We start from the raw sequence: 18,541 nt of genomic DNA, 5'->3' as shown, positions 1-18,541 counted from the left end.
TGACGATCTCACACCTGCAACCAAAACGTTACAGGACCATCATTCACCAGCGCGACCTGCATATCCGCAGCAAAGCGGCCATTTTCAGTGGTGATACCCTGCCGACGACAGCAGTCGCTGAAATACTCATACAGGCGTTCAGCTTCCGCCGGTTCCGCGCCGCCGGAAAACGAGGGACGCATCCCCTTTTGCGTATCCGCCGCCAGGGTAAACTGCGAAACCACCAGCACGCTGCCGCCTGCCTGTTTGACGCTCAGGTTCATTTTGCCCTGCTCATCACTGAAGATGCGATAACCCAGTACGCGTTCTGCGAGACGTTCCGCACGCTGTGCGTCATCGCCTTTTTCCACGCCCAGTAACACCAGTAATCCGGCACCGATTTCACCTGTCACCACGTGATCGACGCTGACGCTGGCGCGCTGCACGCGTTGAATCAATGCAATCATGTTTCCTCGCGTTCTTTTTCTCTGTGCTGTTGTTTTAACTGACGATAGTCGGCTAATGCGACAGTAATTTCCGCACCTAACAACACAATACACCAGGTCCAGTAGACCCAGAGGAACAGAATCGGGATCACGGCCAGTACGCCGTAGATCAGCTGATAAGAGGGGAACATAGTAACATAGAGCGCGAAAGCCTTTTTACCCAGCTCAAACAGCGCGCCCGCCACCAGCGCGCCAATCAACGCATCGCGCGGCGGCACCCGTTGGGTAGGAACGATACTGTAGAGCAGCCAGAAGGCGAACCAGGAGAGCAGTAACGGGAAGATGCGCAGTACCTGATCGACCAGGCTGGTCACGCCGGTGGCGTTTATCCAGCGCAGTGACAGCAGATAGGAACTGATGGCCAGACTGGCGCCCGCCAGCAGCGGGCCGAGCGTCAGGATCATCCAGTAAACTGCAAAAGAGTAGACCATCGGCCGCTTCTTATCGCTGCGCCAGATGGTATTGAGTGCGGTATCGACCGAATGCATCAGCAGCAGAGCCGTGACGATCAGGCCGACCGCGCCGACCGCCGTCATCCGATTGACGTTAGCCACAAACTGTTCAAGGTAGCGCTGCAGCGTGTTACCCGCAGCCGGCATCAGGTTAGTAAAGATGAAGTGCTTTAACTGCACGCTGATATCGGAGAACACCGGAAACGCCGCAAACAGGGCGAAGACCACCGCAATCAGCGGCACCAGCGCCAGTAATGAGACGAAGGCCAGATTCCCGGCCTGGGTCGTCATGCCATCCTCATCAACCCGTTTCCACAGCAGTTTGAGCCACAGCCAGAACGCATGTAGCCCGGGACGAAATTTACGTGACGTCATGGGTTAAGGCTGACCTGCGAACCAGTCAGGCACCGTTTTGCTGTCAGTAACCAGCACGCTTTTAATCCCCAGCGCCCGCGCCGCGTCAATATTCTGCTGGTTATCGTCAAAGAATACCGCCTGGTCGGCGCTGACGCCTTCCGCTTCCAGCACGTGCTGATAGATCCGCGCTTCGGGCTTACGCATTCCCAGCTCCTGCGACAGATAGAGCGCATCGGCCGCTTGCTGTACGTCCGGGTACTGAGTCGGCCAGAAGGCGCAATGCAGCTTGTTGGTATTGGAGAGGATTACTACCCGATGCCCCTCCAGCCGCAACCGGTTCATCAGCGCCAGCGTTTCAGGCCGCACGTCGACAAACACCGCCTGCCAGCCGGCGGTGAACTGCTCGTAGCTCAGGGCTATCTCCAGCTTTTCACACAGCGCTAACGCGAAATCCTCATCGCTGATTTCACCCCGTTCATGCTGTTCAAAGGCCTCATCCATCTCGAAATGACTTTGCAGTGACGCCAGCGGCACGCGGCTAAGGTCACTCCAGACACCTAACACGCGGTTAAAATCGATATCAATGATCACATTGCCCAAATCAAAAATGTACAACATGGTGCGCCTCCTTCGGTTCCCTGGAGTATTCACTCTAGCGGCAAAAGTGCAGGCTGAACAGCTAACCTCAGAGAGAAAAATGCAAACGCTGACCGGCGCGTGATGCGCCTGTCAGGCAACACCACTTATCGCTGGCCTGGTAGCAACAGACAGGAATAGCAGGCAAAAAAAAGCCCCGATAACGGGGCTTTTCATCAATTAAAGGCGCAGATTATGCGTCTTTAGGACCACGTGAAGCACGTTTACGGTCGTTTTCAGTCAGGTGACGTTTACGGATACGCACGGACTGTGGCGTAACTTCTACCAGTTCGTCATCATCGATGAACTCGATCGCCTGCTCCAGCGTCATCTTGATTGGCGGCACCAGAGTGGTCGCTTCATCCGTACCAGAAGCACGCATGTTGGTCAGCTTCTTACCGGTCAGACAGTTAACTGTCAGGTCGTTAGAACGGCTGTGAATACCGATGATCTGGCCTTCATACACTTCTGCACCGTGACCCAGGAACAGCTTACCGCGGTCCTGCAGGCCGAACAGCGCGAACGCAACGGCTTTACCCTGACCGTTAGAGATCAGTACGCCGTTCTGACGCTGGCCCACTTCGCCCGGACGAATATCGTCGTAGTGGCTAAAGGTGGAGTACAGCAGACCGGTACCTGAGGTCATGGTCATGAATTCGTTACGGAAGCCGATCAGGCCACGGCTTGGGATCACGTAGTCGAGACGTACGCGGCCTTTGCCATCCGGATCCATGTTTTTCAGATCGCCCTTACGCTCACCCATGGCTTGCATGACTGAACCCTGGTTGTTCTCTTCGATATCCAGCGTTACGTTCTCGAATGGCTCTTGTTTACGGCCATCGATTTCGCGGAAGATAACTTTCGGACGGGATACCGCCAGTTCGAAACCTTCACGACGCATGTTTTCGATCAGAACAGACAGGTGCAGCTCACCACGACCTGATACGCGGAACGCGTCAGCATCTTCGGTTTCTTCAACACGCAGCGCCACGTTGTGTACCAGTTCTTTGTTCAGACGCTCAAGGATCTGACGTGAAGTCACGTACTTACCTTCTTTACCGCAGAACGGTGAGGTGTTGACGTTAAAGAACATGGTTACCGTTGGCTCATCCACGCTCAGCGCTGGCAGCGCCTGAACATTTTGTGGATCGCAAATGGTGTCAGAGATATTCAGCTCGCCCAGACCGGTGATGGCGATGATGTCGCCCGCTTCAGCCAGGTCGCTGTCGATACGCTCCAGACCCAGGTGAGTCAGCACTTTACCGACTTTACCGTTACGGGTTTTACCTTCGCTATCGATAATGGTGACTTGCTGGTTAGGCTTCACTTTACCGCGCTTGATGCGGCCGATACCGATAACACCCAGGTAGTTGTTGTAGTCCAGCTGCGAGATTTGCATCTGCAGTGGCGCTTCAGCTTCAACCTGTGGTGGAGAAACGTGGTCAACAATCGCCTGATACAGCGGAGTCATATCGTCCGCCATATCGGTGTGCTCCAGACCTGCAATACCATTCAGCGCCGAGGCGAAAATGATAGGGAAGTCGAGCTGCTCGTCAGTCGCGTCGAGGTTAACGAACAGGTCGAATACCTGATCAACAACCCAATCCGGACGCGCGCCAGGCCGGTCAACTTTATTGATAACCACAATCGGCTTCAGACCATGCGCGAACGCTTTTTTGGTCACGAAGCGAGTTTGCGGCATAGGGCCATCCATCGCATCTACAACCAGCAGCACCGAGTCCACCATGGACATGACGCGCTCAACTTCACCACCGAAGTCGGCGTGTCCTGGGGTATCAACGATGTTGATACGGTAGTCATTCCACTTAATGGCGGTGTTTTTTGCGAGGATGGTAATCCCACGCTCTTTCTCCAAATCATTGGAGTCCATCACGCGCTCGGTTGCTTCGGTACGGGCATCAAAAGTACCGGATTGTTGCAGCAGTTTGTCAACCAGGGTGGTCTTTCCATGGTCAACGTGCGCGATGATGGCGATGTTACGCAAATTTTCGATCACAGCTTTGCCTCAGGCATTAGAAATAGCGCGCTATTGTACACGGATTAAGCGGAAGACTGAACACGATCACACTTTTCACTGAAAGTTTATTGCATTGCCGCAAATTCGCACTGTTCCCGGTGCAGAAAATGCACTAAGTTGGGCTGTTGCACCACTTTAGTGCTTAACGATCGACCAAAAGCACCATAACAGTGCAATGAGACTATCGTGGTGCAGCGACCGGAGGACAAAAAGGTGCACCACAGGGCGATTTAACCGACACGGAGAAAGTTGGCACAGAATTCGCTTTATCTCTTTTAAGCGCAAACGCCAGTCAGACGACGGTTGAAGAGCGTGCCGGAATAGCCAGGTCAGGGATGGCAGTAGTCAGAAACGCATTCCCGGCAACGACGTTCCCTCACCATGTAGACAATGACCATTTCCAGGAGAGTTGAGTATGTCCGCTGAACACGTTCTCTCGATGATGAACGAGCATGAAGTTAAGTTTGTTGACCTGCGTTTTACCGATACCAAAGGTAAAGAACAGCACGTTACTATCCCTGCTCACCAGGTTAACGCTGACTTCTTCGAAGAAGGCAAAATGTTCGATGGCTCCTCCATCGGTGGCTGGAAAGGCATTAACGAATCAGACATGGTGCTGATGCCTGACGCTACTACGGCGGTCATGGATCCTTTCTTTGAAGATTCTACGCTGATCATCCGTTGTGACATTCTCGAGCCAGGCACCATGCAGGGCTACGATCGTGACCCACGCTCAATTGCCAAGCGCGCTGAAGATTTCCTGCGTTCTTCCGGCATCGCTGACACCGTGCTGTTTGGGCCAGAGCCTGAATTCTTCCTGTTCGATGATATCCGTTTCGGTTCATCGACCTCCGGTTCACACGTTGCTATCGACGATATCGAAGCGGCCTGGAACACCGGCAAAGAGTACGAAGGCGGTAACAAAGGTCACCGTCCAGGTCTGAAAGGCGGCTACTTCCCGGTGCCACCGGTTGACTCATCACAGGACATCCGTTCTGCCATGTGTCTGACGATGGAGCAGATGGGTCTGGTGGTTGAAGCGCATCACCACGAAGTGGCGACTGCGGGTCAGAACGAAGTGGCAACCCGCTTCAATACCATGACCAAAAAAGCCGACGAAATTCAGATCTACAAATATGTCGTGCACAACGTGGCCCACGCCTACGGCAAAACGGCGACCTTTATGCCGAAGCCAATGTTTGGCGACAACGGTTCAGGTATGCACTGCCATATGTCACTGTCTAAAGGCGGCCAGAACCTGTTCTCCGGTGACAAATACGGCGGCCTGTCTGAAATGGCGCTGTTCTACATCGGCGGTATCATCAAGCACGCGAAAGCGATCAACGCGCTGGCGAACCCGACCACCAACTCCTACAAGCGTCTGGTCCCTGGTTACGAAGCCCCGGTTATGCTGGCGTACTCTGCCCGCAACCGTTCAGCCTCAATCCGTATCCCGGTTGTAGCCAGCCCGAAAGCACGTCGTATTGAAGCGCGCTTCCCGGACCCAGCGGCTAACCCATACCTGGCATTCACAGCGCTGCTGATGGCTGGCCTCGACGGCATCATCAACAAGATCCATCCTGGCGATGCGATGGATAAAAACCTGTATGACCTGCCACCGGAAGAAGAAGCTGAGATTCCAAAAGTTGCTGGCTCGCTGGAAGAAGCGCTGAACGCCCTGAACGAAGACCGCGAGTTCCTGACTCGTGGCGGCGTGTTCACCGACGAAACCATCGACGCTTACATCGAATTGCGTAAAGCAGAACTGGACCGCGTCCGCATGACGCCACATCCGGTAGAGTTCGAGCTTTACTACAGCGTTTAATTGGTCAGACGTTTTTGTTGCCGTGGAAACTTTCAGCCCATCTTCGGATGGGCTTTTTTCTCCGCGAATTCACCGTTCATTCGCCTTCATTTCGGCTTAAAGACTAAAATGCACTAACTTAGTGCAGAGGAACGCTGTATGGCAACTGGCTCTCTGCCCGATGCAGGGCAGATTCTCAACGCGTTAATCAACAGTATTTTGTTGGTGGATAACGACCTGGTTATCCACTATGCCAATCCGGCGGCGCAGCAATTACTGGCGCAAAGCTCACGTAAATTGTTCGGCACGCCGTTACCGGAACTGACCGGCTACTTTTCGCTGAATATTGAGGTGATGCGCGAGAGTCTTGAGGCTGGCCAGGGATTTACCGACAGTGAAGTCACGCTGGTAGTCGATGGACGCGCGCACATCATGTCGCTGACCGCCCAGCGTTTGCCCGATGGCTTACTTCTGCTGGAAATGGCGCCGATGGATAATCAGCGTCGTCTCAGTCAGGAACAGTTACAGCACGCTCAGCAGGTAGCCGCGCGCGATTTGGTGCGCGGCCTGGCGCATGAAATCAAAAATCCGCTGGGTGGATTACGCGGTGCCGCCCAGTTGTTATCACGCGCCCTGCCCGATCCGTCGCTGAACGAATATACCAAAGTGATTATTGAACAGGCGGACCGGTTGAGAAATCTGGTCGATCGCCTGTTAGGGCCGCAGCAGCCCGGCATGCACATCACCCAAAGCATTCATCAGGTGGCTGAGCGCGTAGTGAATCTGGTGTCGATGGAGCTGCCGGATAACGTCTCTCTGGTGCGTGATTACGATCCCAGCCTGCCGGAACTGCCACACGACCCCGATCAGATTGAACAGGTGTTACTCAACGTCGTCCGTAATGCGCTGCAGGCGTTAGGCGACGAGGGCGGCACCATTATTATTCGCACCCGTACCGCGTTCCAGCTCACGCTGCACGGCACGCGTTACCGTCTGGTGGCGCGGATTGATATTGAAGATGATGGCCCCGGCATTCCCGCCCAGCTGCAGGATACGCTGTTTTATCCGATGGTCAGCGGCCGGGAAGGCGGAACCGGTTTAGGCCTCTCCATCGCCCGTAGCCTGATTGATCAACATTCAGGAAAAATAGAATTTAACAGTTGGCCGGGACACACCGAGTTTTCGGTTTACCTGCCTATTCGCCAGTGAGGTTTCTATGCAACGAGGGATAGTCTGGATCGTCGATGACGATAGCTCCATCCGCTGGGTGCTTGAACGCGCGCTCACTGGAGCCGGTTTAAGCTGTGCCACCTTTGACAGCGCAAAAGAGGTGCTGGATGCCCTCTCGACCAAAACCCCGGACGTTTTATTATCAGATATCCGCATGCCCGGTATGGATGGTCTGGCGCTGCTGAAGCAGATTAAACAGCGTCACCCGATGCTCCCGGTCATCATAATGACGGCCCACTCCGATCTGGATGCTGCGGTCAGCGCCTACCAGCAAGGGGCGTTTGATTACCTGCCTAAGCCGTTTGATATTGATGAGGCGGTTGCGCTGGTAGAGCGTGCCATCAGTCACTATCAGGAGCAGCAACAGCCGCGTAATCAGCCGGTCAGCGGACCGACCACCGATATCATTGGTGAGGCCCCGGCAATGCAGGACGTGTTCCGCATTATTGGCCGCCTGTCGCGATCCTCCATTAGCGTGCTGATCAACGGCGAGTCCGGTACCGGTAAAGAGCTGGTGGCGCACGCGCTGCATCGCCACAGCCCACGGACCAAAGCACCGTTTATCGCGCTGAATATGGCCGCTATACCGAAAGACCTGATTGAATCAGAACTGTTCGGTCATGAAAAAGGGGCCTTTACCGGCGCTAACCAGATTCGCCAGGGCCGCTTTGAGCAGGCAGATGGCGGCACGCTGTTTTTAGATGAGATCGGCGACATGCCGCTTGATGTGCAGACCCGTCTGTTACGCGTGCTGGCCGACGGTCAGTTTTATCGCGTCGGCGGCTATGCGCCGGTCAAAGTCGACGTGCGTATCATCGCCGCAACCCACCAGAATCTGGAGCTGCGGGTGCAGGAAGGCAAGTTCCGTGAGGATCTGTTTCATCGCCTGAATGTGATCCGGGTGCATTTGCCGCCACTGCGTGAGCGCCGGGAAGATATTCCGCGGCTGGCGCGTTACTTCCTGCAGGTTGCCGCGCGTGAGCTAGGGGTGGAGGCGAAGATCCTGCATCCGGAAACCGAAGCCGCGCTCACCCGTCTGCACTGGTCAGGTAACGTGCGTCAGCTGGAGAATACCTGTCGCTGGCTGACCGTAATGGCGGCGGGTCAGGAAGTGTTGATTCAGGATCTGCCTGCCGAACTGTTTGAGTCCAGCACGCCGGAAAATCCGGTGCAGTCGCTGCCGGACAGCTGGGCAACCCTGCTGGCACAGTGGGCCGACCGCGCGCTGCGTTCCGGTCATCAGAATCTGTTGTCAGAAGCGCAACCAGAGATGGAGCGCACGCTGCTCACAACCGCCCTGCGCCATACTCAGGGTCATAAGCAGGAAGCTGCCCGGTTGCTGGGTTGGGGACGTAATACCCTGACGCGCAAACTGAAAGAACTGGGGATGGAATAAGCATCCTGATACGGGCTGAGGGATCTCAGCCCGTTTTCAGATCACCCGTGAAAACTGCTGCTGACGCGCTCTCTGACGCAGGTAGCGATCAAAACACATACAGATATTGCGGATCAGCAAGCGTCCCACCCCCGTCACCTGCAAGCCGGTCGCCGCTTGCACCACCAGCCCATCCGCCACTAACGGTTTCAGCAGCGCCAGGTCTTCGGCAAAGTAGTCGGCAAATCGGATACCCCACTGGGTTTCAACCGCCGCAAAGTCGAGCGAAAAGTTGCAGATCAGGGTTTTAATCACCTCACGACGCAGACAGTCATCATCGGTTAACGCTACGCCACGCCACAGGCCGTTGCCCTGCTGCTCTACGCTGCTGTACCAGCTATTGAGCACTTTCTGGTTCTGGGCATAGCTGTCACCAATCATGCTAATGGCAGAGACGCCAAGCCCGAGTAAATCGCTGTCGCCCTGAGTAGTGTAGCCCTGGAAGTTACGGTGCAGCTCTCCTTCGCGCTGGGCAATGGCCAGTTCATCCTGCGGCTTCGCAAAATGATCCATGCCAATGAACTGGTAACCCTGCTGCGTCAGTGTGGCGATGGTCTGTTGCAGAATATCCAGTTTTTGCTGTGCCGACGGCAGTTCGTCATCTTTGATTTTACGTTGGGCAGCGAACAGCGCGGGCAGATGCGCGTAGTTGAATACGCTTAGCCGATCGGGATTCAGCGCCAGCACCCGCTCCAGGGTGAAGGCGAAGCTGTCCGGCGTCTGGAGCGGTAAACCGTAGATCAGATCGATGCTGGTTGAGCTGAAACCCTGCTCGCGCGCCCGAGCCATCAGTCCGAAGATGACCGCTTCATCCTGTACCCGATTGACCCGCTGCTGCACCGCTTTGTTAAAGTCCTGCACGCCCATGCTCAGGCGATTGAACCCCAGCGCGCGCAGATGATCGATAACATCCAGCTCAATTTCGCGTGGATCGACCTCGATCGACATTTCGGCATCGTCCGCCACCGTAAAATGCTGCTTCAGCACGGCCACCAGCCGGCTAATCTGCGCCTTATCGAGAAAGGTCGGTGTGCCGCCGCCCCAGTGCAGTTGCCGCACCTGACGCTGACGGAACAGCGGTGCCCGCTGAATAATCTCCTGCTCAAGCACATCCAGGTAGCGGTCCGCTTTATGACGCTGGCGCGTGACTATTTTATTGCAGCCACAGAAGTAGCAAAGACGATGACAGAAAGGAATATGGACGTAGAGCGACAGAGGACGTTCTGGATAGCGCGCTACCGCACGCAGGAAATCAGGCTCGGCATACTGCTCGCTGAACTCCAGCGCAGTGGGATAGGAGGTATAACGTGGCCCGGCGTAATTGTATTTCTCAATCAGCGCCTGGTCCCAATCAATCTGCAGCGATGGCATGCTCACTCCTTCCGGTGACGTCGTCTAAGAGAAGGTCGCGATGAAGAAGGGATGAAAGGTGAGCGGGACGAAACCCGACGTAAACGTTGCTTCAGACGCGACAGGCGACGTAGTTTAAACAATAACCACAGCAGATAACATGTCGTCAGCAGCGCGAAAATTGATCCAGGCCAAAACATTGTCGTTTACCTGAGAGGGGCGGCATGCGGAAACCGCATGCCGATCAAATTGGCTTAGTTACCTTTCAGCAGACGGTACATATCTTCTTCCGCCTGCTCGTCATCGCCGTCATCCATGGCGATGCCTAACTGCTCCATCAGTTCGTCGATGCGATCGAGTGCTGCGTCCAGCCAGCCCTGGTCTTCTGCCGACAGCGTTTCGCCATTTTCCAGCCGATCCAGCAGCGCATCCAGACGTTCGTCATTTTCCAGCTTCGCCAGCTCTTCTTCCGGTGTCAGGCGTGCTTTTTTCTCAGCCGCGGGTTTTGCCACGCTTTTCTTCACTTTAGCGGATGCAGTCTGGCCATCGGCAATCAGCGCGACCGGTTTTTTGCTACCGATACGCGGATCTTTAACATTGCTGCCCTGGCGGCCACCGTTGTTGTCCGACGCTGTCGGATTTGCACGGCTGCCTGACGCATGGCCGCGATGCTTTTTATCACGTTTACGATCGCGTGCTTCGTTATTAATATCTTCACGCGATTTGCGTTTGGCTTTGACGGCAGGTTTGCCGTGCGCAGCTCGTGCAGGTTGCTTCATAGTGTTCGGTCCCGGCTTTTTTATTCAGTATAGAATTGCGGCGAAATCTAGCAGAAAGTAGCCAAAGAAAAAAGGCGACAGCTCAAGCTGTCGCCTTATTTCATACCTTCATACGAAGGAATCATGTTTTAAGTCCTTTTCGGCTCGTAACATCCCGGTCAATCCCGCGCCTGCTCAACACCTGAGCTTTTCCTTATCCCTGTCCGGTCCGCAATCCCTGACCATTTCCACTCCATCGCTCTTTGCCTTCCTGACATCCCTGAACGCATCTTCCTGATGTGTGCTGCCGTGCACTGCACACTAATGTAGACCAACTGGTAAAACCCTCAAGTAAGCGGCAGGGTTAGTTGCTGGAAAAAAACACTACATATTCATAATTAACTGAATAGTAATGTTTTTTATTTTTAGTAATTAAAGTAAATAACGACATAACGGGCAACGTCTATGGCAAATCTCTTACAAAAAAGGCGACCGCCAAGCGGTTGAGCACTTTCGCGCCATAACGCGTATAATCGGCGCCATTGCCCTAATGCGTTTTCTGGAGTGTCACTTTGTCTGAACTGAATTATCACGTAACCCATTTTGTCCTGAGCGCGCCGGATATCCGCCATCTTCCCGCTGATACCGGGATCGAGGTCGCCTTTGCTGGCCGCTCCAACGCCGGCAAGTCCAGCGCACTGAACACCTTAACCAACCAGAAAAGCCTGGCGCGTACCAGTAAAACGCCGGGCCGCACCCAGTTGATTAACCTGTTTGAAGTCTCGGAAGGGAAACGGCTGGTCGACCTGCCGGGTTACGGCTATGCCGAAGTGCCAGAAGAGATGAAGCTGAAATGGCAACGTGCATTAGGTGAGTATCTGCAAAAACGACAGGCGCTGAAGGGTCTGGTGGTGTTGATGGACATCCGTCATCCGCTTAAGGATCTGGATCAGCAGATGATTCAGTGGGCAGTGGAAAGCAGCATCCCGGTACTGTTGCTGCTGACCAAGGCTGATAAGCTTGCCTCGGGCGCGCGTAAAGCGCAGCTGACGATGGTGCGTGAAGCGTCACTGGCCTTTATGGGTGATGTGCAGGTCGAACTGTTTTCGTCGCTGAAGAAGATTGGCGTGGATAAAGTACGGCAGAAGCTTGATGGCTGGTTCACCAACCTTGAGCCCGCACGCGACGATCAGGAAGCAGACGAGTAAACCGGACCGGTACATTCCGTCCGTTGAGGCTGTAAAAAGCCCAATAAAAAACGCCCCAGTCACAGAATGACTGGGGCGGCTAAATTCAGCCAAATCCGATTACGTGAAGTAAAAGGTCTGAAAGATAGAACATCTTACCTCTGTACCCTACGCCTCGAACTTTACCTGATTTTTTCTGAGCCACAAAGGCTTTTTTGTCGCTTACTTACATCAAACAGAACTTTTTTTACCATATACGTCACAAAAACGGCTTCGCGATGTAGTTTAATGACATAAAAAGTGCTTAGCCGATAAGTAGTTAGTGATCTCCTTCAGACTGTGGCGCCATTGCCAGTGGCTGAAGCGATTAAGTAAACGATTTACTTATGCCTCATGCCAGACCCGCAATGACGCCGCAACGCCAGCGCATTGATGCAGATTAGTGGGCTTCATCCCAGTTATCGCCCACCCCAACTTCCACCAGCAGCGGCACGTCGAGCTGCACACTGCCTTCCATCAATGCCTGAATTTTCTTGCTGGCGGCCTCAACGGCCTCAGCCTTGATCTCAAATACCAGTTCATCGTGAACCTGCATAATCATTCTGACGCCGCTCTCTTTTTCCTGCTCTAACCAGCCATCAACTGCAATCATCGCACGCTTGATAATGTCTGCCGCCGTTCCCTGCATTGGCGCATTGATCGCCGCACGCTCCGCGGCTTTACGTCGCATCGCGTTGCTGGATTTAATATCCGGCAGCCACAGCCGGCGCCCTTCGAGGGTTTCGACATAGCCTGTACTGGCGGCCAGCTGGCGGGTATTTTCCATGTAGCGCAGCACGCCTGGATAGCGTTCAAAGTAGAGATCCATATACTTTTTCGCTTCGCCGGCACCGATGTTCAACTGGCGAGACAAGCCAAATGCGCTCATGCCATAGATCAGACCGAAGTTGATCGCTTTGGCGCTGCGGCGCTGTTCTCCACTGACCTTGTCCAGCGCGACGCCAAACACCTCAGCAGCGGTTGCCCGGTGGATATCTTCGCCCTGGGCAAACGCATCCAGCAATCCTTTATCCTGCGAGAGATGCGCCATGATGCGCAGTTCAATTTGTGAGTAGTCGGCCGCAACGATGCGATTCCCTTTGCCAGCAATAAAAGCCTGGCGGATGCGGCGTCCTTCGTCATTACGTACCGGAATGTTTTGCAGGTTAGGATCGGTCGAGGATAAGCGTCCGGTCGCGGTAACCGCCTGATGATAAGAGGTATGAACCCGCCCGCTGACCGGGTTGATCATCAGCGGTAATTTATCAGTGTAGGTGGACTTCAGTTTGGATAAGCCGCGATGTTCCAGAATCACTTTGGGCAACGGATAATCGAGCGCCAGCTCAGCTAAGACTTCTTCGCTGGTTGAAGGTGCGCCGCCCGGGGTCTTTTTGGTCGGTTTAATGCCCTGCTTTTCAAACAGGATAACCTGCAACTGTTTAGTCGAAGAGAGATTAAACGACTCGCCCGCCAGTTCATGCGCCTTGAGCTCCAGTTCAGCCAGCCGGGACGTAAGCTCTTTCGAGTGCTGCGCCAGAATAGCCTGATCGATCAACACGCCATTACGCTCGATACGCGAGATCACGGTGAGCAGCGGCATCTCAATTTGCTCAAACACTTTTTTCGGGCCCGCTTCTTTCTCCAGCTCTGGCCACATCTTCAGATGCAGCTGTAAGGTGACGTCGGCATCTTCCGCGGCATAATGCCCCGCCTGTTCGAGGGCGATTTGATTAAACGTCAGCTGATTTTTGCCTTTGCCGGCAATCTCTTCAAACGTGACGGTTTTGTGGTTCAGCCAGCGTGCGGCCAGGCTATCCATATCGTGTTTGCCGACCACGCTGTTGAGAATGTATGACTCCAGCATGGTATCGAACTTAATACCGGCCAGTTCAATGTCGTAGTTCTTCAATACGCCGCGATCGTATTTGAGATTCTGACCAACCTTCCAGGCGCTGGCATCTTCCAGCAGTGGCTTAAGCTGTGCCAGCACGGCAGCGCGGTCGAGTTGTTCAGGCGCATCCAGATAGTCATGTGCCACTGGCAGATAGGCTGCCTCACCCGGTGCTACCGCAAAACCGATGCCCACGATATTGGCGCTCAGGGTATCCAGCGAATCGGTTTCCAGATCAAAGGCGAACACCTCGCTGCGCTTTAGTTTCTCCAGCCAGCTTTCAAAGGTCGCCTGATCGAGGATAGTGACGTAGCCATCAGCCGATAAAATGCTGCTGGTCTCCACCACTGCCACCGGCTCATCAGGCAGCCCTTTTTGCGCCTGAGGATTGCTCTTTTTACCCTGCAGCCATTTCCCGTCCTGCAGATCGTTCAGCCAGCGTTTGAACTCATAACGGCTGAACAGCGTCTGTAACGCCGCCACGTCCGGTTCGGTCACCGTCAGTTCTTCGCAAGGCAGCGGCAGCTCAACGTCGGTTTTGATGGTCGCCAGCTGGTAAGAGAGAAACGCCACGTCACGGCTCTGTTCAAGTTTTGCCGCCATGGTTTTGGCACCACGGAACGAGAGTTCGGCCACTTTATCCAGGTTGTCATAGATCGAACGCATGCCGCCCAGCCCCTGCAGCAGCGCCTGCGCGGTCTTCTCGCCCACGCCAGGAACGCCAGGGATGTTATCTGAGCTATCACCCATCATGGCGAGGAAATCGATAATCAAAGCAGGCGGCACGCCATACTTCTGCTCGACCTCTTCCGGTCCGAGGATAGTGTTTGTCATGGTGTTAATCAGCGTGATACCCGGCGTCACCAGCTGCGCCATATCTTTATCACCAGTGCTGATCAGCACTGCCCGGCCTTTTTTCTCGGCCTCAAGCGCCAGGGTACCGATAACATCATCAGCCTCAACGCCGCTGACGGCCAGCAGCGGTAATCCCATTGCGCGCACCATCTCGTGCAGCGGTTCGATTTGCGCTCGCAGATCGTCCGGCATCGGTGGCCGATGCGATTTGTAGTGCTCAAACAGCTCGTCGCGAAAAGTTTTGCCTTTAGCATCAAACACCACAGCAACATGACTTGGGCTATATTGCGTCAGCAGGCTTTTCAGCATATTAAGCACGCCATACATGGCGCCTGTGGGTTCACCTGCACTATTGGTCAGCGGCGGGAACGCGTGGTACGCGCGATAAAGATAGGATGAGCCATCAACCAGAATCAGGGGATTTTCTGCGATTTGCGCCATAAGTCTGTCTATTCTTCGTTGCCATGGATTGGTCTATAAGGATGCCACAGCTTGGCAAGAATGGTGAAATAAGGCGAGCAGCGTCTGGCGTTTTTAACGCTTTTGAGTGAAGGATCGCAACGATCGTTCTGTGGATAACTTTGTGCGTAAAAATTATAACGCGCTGTTTTTTAGGTGTTTAGATAAAACCCGTCCGATTTAAATCATTAAATTTCAAACGTTTATCTTATTTCCGTGACCCGATCGCCATTTTTAATTACGTGATCCCTTGTGTGGATATTAAATTTATGCCCAGGAGATGGATAAAAATGCTGTCGCCGATCGCAGGGCAAAAAAAACGCCAGCAGCGCTGGCGTTTAGCGGTCAGGCAGCAGGTTACTTCTGGCTGACCAGGAATTTCACGACGTTCGCGTAATCGGCAACGAAATTATCCATAGAGCTGGTATCGAGACCGCCGTTATTGACCATATATTTGCCATTAACGAAAATCGCCGGTACGCCACGCAGATCAACATCAGCGGCTGCTTTCTGCTGCTGAGCAACCAGCGCTTTTACCGCAAAGCTGTTCCAGGCAGCATCATAATCCGCCGCTGAAATGCCAGCCGCGGTGATAAAGGTCTGTTTCAGGCTGGCAGGATCGGTGATGGTCTGCGTTTTCTGGATACCATCAAAGATCGGCGCGGTGACTTTGTCTTCCACACCTAACGCCATTGCAACAGCCCAGGCCTGAGTCACCACCGGTCCCAAATCGCCGCCGAGGAAATCAACGTGGTATTTCACCATTTTAGTCTCAGCAGGCAGATTCTTTTTCACCGCATCATTGACGTGATAAATACGTTCGAACTGATAGCAGTGCGGGCAGAAGAAGGAGAAAAACTCCATCACCTGAGGTTCGCCTGCAACGGGCTTCTGCAGACTGACGTACTGTTTCCCCTCGGTGAATTGTGCAGCAGACGCGCTGAACGCCAGCACTAAACCGATCAGTGCAAACCAAATCTTTTTCATCGTGAAAAACTCTCCTGACTACTTCATTAAAATTGCGGGGTCAGCTGCAAAGGAGGTTCCTGCAACAGCTTCTCCTGCTCGGTAAAAAGCGAAATCTGCCGGCGCCAGAAATCTTCATCTGTCATCCAGGGGAAGGCGCGCGGAAAAGCGGGATCCTGCCAGCGTCGGACTACCCAGGCCAGATAATAAACCATGCGCATCGCGCGTAAAGGCTCAATCAGTGACAATTCATTAATATCAAAGTCACTGAATTCACCGTACGCCTCCAGCAGGATATCCCACTGAATACGCTGTTCCTGCCGATCCCCGCTGATCAGCATCCACAGATCCTGCACTGCCGGACCGTTGCGGGCATCGTCCAGATCGACAAACAGCGGCCCGTCACGCCACAGGATATTACCGGGATGACAGTCACCGTGTAATCGTAGCGGCTGCCACGTACTATGCCAGCGCTGCTGTAACGTGTGCCCCAGCTTGTCGACCGACTGAAGCAGCGCATCTTTCAGTGAAGCAGGTACTAATGCACACTGTTCCAGCACCGCACGAGGCTGATGGAGATATTCATCCAGGCCGATAGTCGGCCGCTGGCTGAACAGCGCTTTACGGCCGGTCTGATGAATCCGACCCAGAAAGCGACCTACCCACTCCATCTGATCTTCATTATCAGTTTCATACTGCCGCCCGCCAAGGCTGGGGAACACTGCAAAAAAGAAGCCGGCGTGACTCTGCAAGGTGTTGCCCTGTAAAATCAGCGGTGCCGCGATCGGTACTTCGTCAGCCAGCAGATCAAGCGCATACTGATGCTCTTCGACAATCTGCTCTGCACGCCAGCGCTGTGGGCGATAGAATTTAGCCACGTAACGGCGTTTCTCATCATCACTAAATTGATAAACACGGTTTTCATAGCTGTTCAGCGCTGTCAGTCCTGATTCGACGCGTATGCCTGTTTCCCACAGCGCATCCAGCAGCACGTCGGGATTCAACGTCTGAAAGTTAAACGCAGCGTCGCTCATCATTTTACCTGTCGTGGCCGGTGTATTTAGCCACCAAGGATAACACTACTCGTCATCTTTAATGACACCCCGTGCGCGTAGCAACGCTGTTTTGAAATCAACTTCGTGATCTTTTTTCAGCCCCGGTATCTCATCATGGCTGCCTGCGTCGCGCATTTTGAGATGGTAAATCAATACGTCATCGGTTAATTCACTTAATGGGCCACGGAATCCAGCTTCCTGTGCCAGTTTCTGTAAGAATGCGATGAGGTTAAGATCGGGTTCTTTTTGCCAGGCGGGTTGTAACAGTTCCATCAATTCGTTCAGACGATGGCATTTCATATCACTTACTCCCGTTTTCAGTATGTCATTAGCGAGGATAATGCCATGACAATGTTAACCGGCGTGATTCTGGCCGGGGGTCAGGGCCGCCGTATGGGTAGTCAGGACAAAGGATTGGTACCACTGAATGGCAAGCCACTGTATCAGCATGTCCTTGAACGGCTAAGGCCACAAGTCGACATTGTGGTGATTAACGCGAATCGCAATATTGATCGTTATCAGTTAAGCGGATGTCGGGTCGTGCAGGACGTGTTTGCAGATTACCCGGGCCCGCTGGCGGGGATCTATAGCGCATTACGCGCTATTGAGGGGGACTGGGCGGTGTTCAGTTCCTGCGATACACCTGCTATCCCGCTTAACTTTGTTGAGCAGCTGGTGCAACAACGCGGCGACGCCCCAGCAGTGTGGGTACGCTCACAGGAGCGCGATCATCCTACGCTGGCGCTGATCCACCGCGATGTTGCTGCGCCACTGCAGGCCTATCTCCAGGCCGGTGAACGCCGCCTGATGCAGTTTTTACGCCATCAGGGCGGACATGCGGTGCTGTTACCGGATGACGAATCCGCCTTTCACAACATCAATACCCCGGATGATCTGGATAAGAGATTTTAATATGTCGCTACCTTTACTGGCTATCACCGGCTGGAGTGGAACCGGAAAAACAACGCTCCTACAGCAACTTATACCGATCCTTAGCCATCAGGGCATACGTAGCGGTTTGATTAAGCATACGCATCATCAGATGGAGGTGGATACACCTGGCAAGGATAGCTATCTCCTCAGGAAAGCCGGGGCGAATCAGGTTATCGTGGCCAGTTCACAGCGCTGGGCATTAATGTGTGAAACACCTGATGAAGGGCACATTGATCTGCCTTACCTGGTGAGCCGGATGGAACATTCTCTACTGGATCTGGTGCTGGTAGAAGGATTCAAAAATGAGGCAGTGCCAAAAATTGTGTTGTGGCGCGCCGGTATCAAAGGTGGCGTAGATGAGCTGCTGGATGAACAGGTGATCGCCGTCGCCAGCGATCAGGCTCTTGCATTGTCGGTACCGGTACTGGATTTAAACCAGCCAGTAGTGATTGCGGCGTTCATTGCTGACTGGCTAAAAGCCCGCTGATGCACGTTTTTGACAGGATTTTAGGATCTGCAGACGTAAAAAAGCCCCGCACTTTCGTGCGGGGCTTCTTCACTCGTTTGATGCCTGGCAGTTCCCTACTCTCGCATGGGGAGACCCCACACTA

At 53.8% G+C, this 18,541-nt stretch carries 16 protein-coding genes; 6 read left to right on the top strand and 10 right to left on the bottom strand.

Annotated features, from left to right (window positions below):
- Positions 1-8: 8 nt before the first annotated feature.
- The 4 genes from dtd to typA all read right to left on the bottom strand — a co-directional run bounded on the left by dtd (position 9) and on the right by typA (position 3,947).
- The gene (gene dtd / locus FHW04_RS19510; protein ID WP_031375168.1) at positions 9-446 is read right to left on the bottom strand and encodes a D-aminoacyl-tRNA deacylase; all 438 of its coding nucleotides are present in this window, start codon (positions 444-446) and stop codon (positions 9-11) included.
- Positions 443-1,312, bottom strand: coding sequence for a virulence factor BrkB family protein (locus FHW04_RS19505; RefSeq protein WP_031375169.1), 870 nt, complete (start codon positions 1,310-1,312; stop codon positions 443-445). Before FHW04_RS19505 ends, dtd begins: the two co-directional genes overlap by 4 nt.
- Positions 1,313-1,315: 3 nt before the next feature.
- Positions 1,316-1,912, bottom strand: coding sequence for a glucose-1-phosphatase (gene yihX, locus FHW04_RS19500; RefSeq protein ID WP_069729252.1), 597 nt, complete (start codon positions 1,910-1,912; stop codon positions 1,316-1,318).
- 211 nt (positions 1,913-2,123) lie between these two features.
- Positions 2,124-3,947 carry a ribosome-dependent GTPase TypA gene (gene typA, locus FHW04_RS19495; protein ID WP_046289508.1) on the bottom strand — a complete coding sequence of 608 codons (1,824 nt, stop codon included), beginning with the start codon at positions 3,945-3,947 and terminating at the stop codon, positions 2,124-2,126.
- Positions 3,948-4,383: 436 nt separating this feature from the next.
- Between typA and glnA the strand changes: the two genes are divergently transcribed.
- From glnA to glnG, 3 genes are all read left to right on the top strand, one after another.
- Positions 4,384-5,793 (top strand): glutamate--ammonia ligase, encoded by a 1,410-nt coding sequence (glnA, locus tag FHW04_RS19490; RefSeq protein ID WP_031377263.1) that lies wholly within the window; start codon positions 4,384-4,386, stop codon positions 5,791-5,793.
- 138 nt (positions 5,794-5,931) lie between these two features.
- The gene (gene glnL, locus FHW04_RS19485; protein ID WP_046289507.1) at positions 5,932-6,981 is read left to right on the top strand and encodes a nitrogen regulation protein NR(II); all 1,050 of its coding nucleotides are present in this window, start codon (positions 5,932-5,934) and stop codon (positions 6,979-6,981) included.
- Positions 6,982-6,988: 7 nt separating this feature from the next.
- On the top strand, positions 6,989-8,398 hold the full coding sequence (glnG, locus tag FHW04_RS19480; RefSeq protein WP_031377264.1) for a nitrogen regulation protein NR(I): 1,410 nt from the start codon (positions 6,989-6,991) through the stop codon (positions 8,396-8,398).
- Positions 8,399-8,434: 36 nt separating this feature from the next.
- On the opposite strand, the gene hemN is transcribed toward glnG, so the two are convergent.
- Positions 8,435-9,808, bottom strand: coding sequence for an oxygen-independent coproporphyrinogen III oxidase (hemN, locus tag FHW04_RS19475; protein WP_031377265.1), 1,374 nt, complete (start codon positions 9,806-9,808; stop codon positions 8,435-8,437).
- A 233-nt stretch (positions 9,809-10,041) separates the two neighbouring features.
- Complete coding sequence (yihI, locus tag FHW04_RS19470) at positions 10,042-10,566, bottom strand: Der GTPase-activating protein YihI (protein ID WP_031377266.1); 525 nt, start codon at positions 10,564-10,566, stop codon at positions 10,042-10,044.
- Positions 10,567-11,117: 551 nt separating this feature from the next.
- On the opposite strand from yihI, the gene yihA reads away from it, so the two are divergent.
- Positions 11,118-11,753: a ribosome biogenesis GTP-binding protein YihA/YsxC gene (yihA, locus tag FHW04_RS19465; protein WP_031377267.1), complete on the top strand. Its 636-nt coding sequence runs from the start codon at positions 11,118-11,120 to the stop codon at positions 11,751-11,753.
- Positions 11,754-12,171: 418 nt separating this feature from the next.
- Here the strand turns inward: yihA and polA are convergent, their stop codons facing one another.
- From polA to FHW04_RS19445, 4 genes are all read right to left on the bottom strand, one after another.
- Positions 12,172-14,958, bottom strand: a complete 2,787-nt coding sequence (polA, locus tag FHW04_RS19460) for a DNA polymerase I (protein ID WP_089562351.1) — start codon at positions 14,956-14,958, stop codon at positions 12,172-12,174.
- Positions 14,959-15,333: 375 nt separating this feature from the next.
- A complete protein-coding gene (gene dsbA / locus FHW04_RS19455) occupies positions 15,334-15,963 on the bottom strand; it encodes a thiol:disulfide interchange protein DsbA (protein ID WP_031377269.1) in 630 nt (209 codons plus the stop codon).
- Positions 15,964-15,989: 26 nt separating this feature from the next.
- The gene (locus FHW04_RS19450; RefSeq protein ID WP_089562352.1) at positions 15,990-16,976 is read right to left on the bottom strand and encodes a serine/threonine protein kinase; all 987 of its coding nucleotides are present in this window, start codon (positions 16,974-16,976) and stop codon (positions 15,990-15,992) included.
- Between the two features lie 45 nt (positions 16,977-17,021).
- The gene (locus FHW04_RS19445) at positions 17,022-17,297 is read right to left on the bottom strand and encodes a YihD family protein (RefSeq protein ID WP_031377271.1); all 276 of its coding nucleotides are present in this window, start codon (positions 17,295-17,297) and stop codon (positions 17,022-17,024) included.
- Positions 17,298-17,342: 45 nt separating this feature from the next.
- Here FHW04_RS19445 and mobA point away from each other — a divergent pair, with 45 nt between their 5' ends.
- Together mobA and mobB are read left to right on the top strand one after the other, a co-directional pair.
- A complete protein-coding gene (gene mobA, locus FHW04_RS19440) occupies positions 17,343-17,909 on the top strand; it encodes a molybdenum cofactor guanylyltransferase MobA (protein ID WP_089562353.1) in 567 nt (188 codons plus the stop codon).
- A gap of 1 nt (position 17,910) precedes the next feature.
- The gene (gene mobB, locus FHW04_RS19435) at positions 17,911-18,417 is read left to right on the top strand and encodes a molybdopterin-guanine dinucleotide biosynthesis protein MobB (RefSeq protein WP_031377273.1); all 507 of its coding nucleotides are present in this window, start codon (positions 17,911-17,913) and stop codon (positions 18,415-18,417) included.
- The last annotated feature ends 124 nt before the right edge of the window (positions 18,418-18,541 follow it).

Origin of the sequence: Pantoea sp. AN62, from assembly GCF_050432985.1 — a bacterium.
Lineage (GTDB): Bacteria > Pseudomonadota > Gammaproteobacteria > Enterobacterales > Enterobacteriaceae > Pantoea > Pantoea brenneri.
Note: the sequence above shows the minus strand (reverse complement) of the source record. Positions and strands in the feature narration are given on the sequence as shown.

What these genes read in the sequence shown, in the direction of transcription:
- dtd (WP_031375168.1), bottom strand. Translation starts at nt 446, where the DNA reads ATGATTGCATTGATTCAACGCGTGCAGCGCGCCAGCGTCAGCGTCGAT.
- FHW04_RS19505 (WP_031375169.1), bottom strand. Translation starts at nt 1,312, where the DNA reads ATGACGTCACGTAAATTTCGTCCCGGGCTACATGCGTTCTGGCTGTGG.
- yihX (WP_069729252.1), bottom strand. Translation starts at nt 1,912, where the DNA reads ATGTTGTACATTTTTGATTTGGGCAATGTGATCATTGATATCGATTTT.
- glnA (WP_031377263.1), top strand. Translation starts at nt 4,384, where the DNA reads ATGTCCGCTGAACACGTTCTCTCGATGATGAACGAGCATGAAGTTAAG.
- glnL (WP_046289507.1), top strand. Translation starts at nt 5,932, where the DNA reads ATGGCAACTGGCTCTCTGCCCGATGCAGGGCAGATTCTCAACGCGTTA.
- glnG (WP_031377264.1), top strand. Translation starts at nt 6,989, where the DNA reads ATGCAACGAGGGATAGTCTGGATCGTCGATGACGATAGCTCCATCCGC.
- hemN (WP_031377265.1), bottom strand. Translation starts at nt 9,808, where the DNA reads ATGCCATCGCTGCAGATTGATTGGGACCAGGCGCTGATTGAGAAATAC.
- yihI (WP_031377266.1), bottom strand. Translation starts at nt 10,566, where the DNA reads ATGAAGCAACCTGCACGAGCTGCGCACGGCAAACCTGCCGTCAAAGCC.
- polA (WP_089562351.1), bottom strand. Translation starts at nt 14,958, where the DNA reads ATGGCGCAAATCGCAGAAAATCCCCTGATTCTGGTTGATGGCTCATCC.
- dsbA (WP_031377269.1), bottom strand. Translation starts at nt 15,963, where the DNA reads ATGAAAAAGATTTGGTTTGCACTGATCGGTTTAGTGCTGGCGTTCAGC.
- FHW04_RS19450 (WP_089562352.1), bottom strand. Translation starts at nt 16,976, where the DNA reads ATGAGCGACGCTGCGTTTAACTTTCAGACGTTGAATCCCGACGTGCTG.
- FHW04_RS19445 (WP_031377271.1), bottom strand. Translation starts at nt 17,297, where the DNA reads ATGAAATGCCATCGTCTGAACGAATTGATGGAACTGTTACAACCCGCC.
- mobA (WP_089562353.1), top strand. Translation starts at nt 17,343, where the DNA reads ATGACAATGTTAACCGGCGTGATTCTGGCCGGGGGTCAGGGCCGCCGT.
- mobB (WP_031377273.1), top strand. Translation starts at nt 17,911, where the DNA reads ATGTCGCTACCTTTACTGGCTATCACCGGCTGGAGTGGAACCGGAAAA.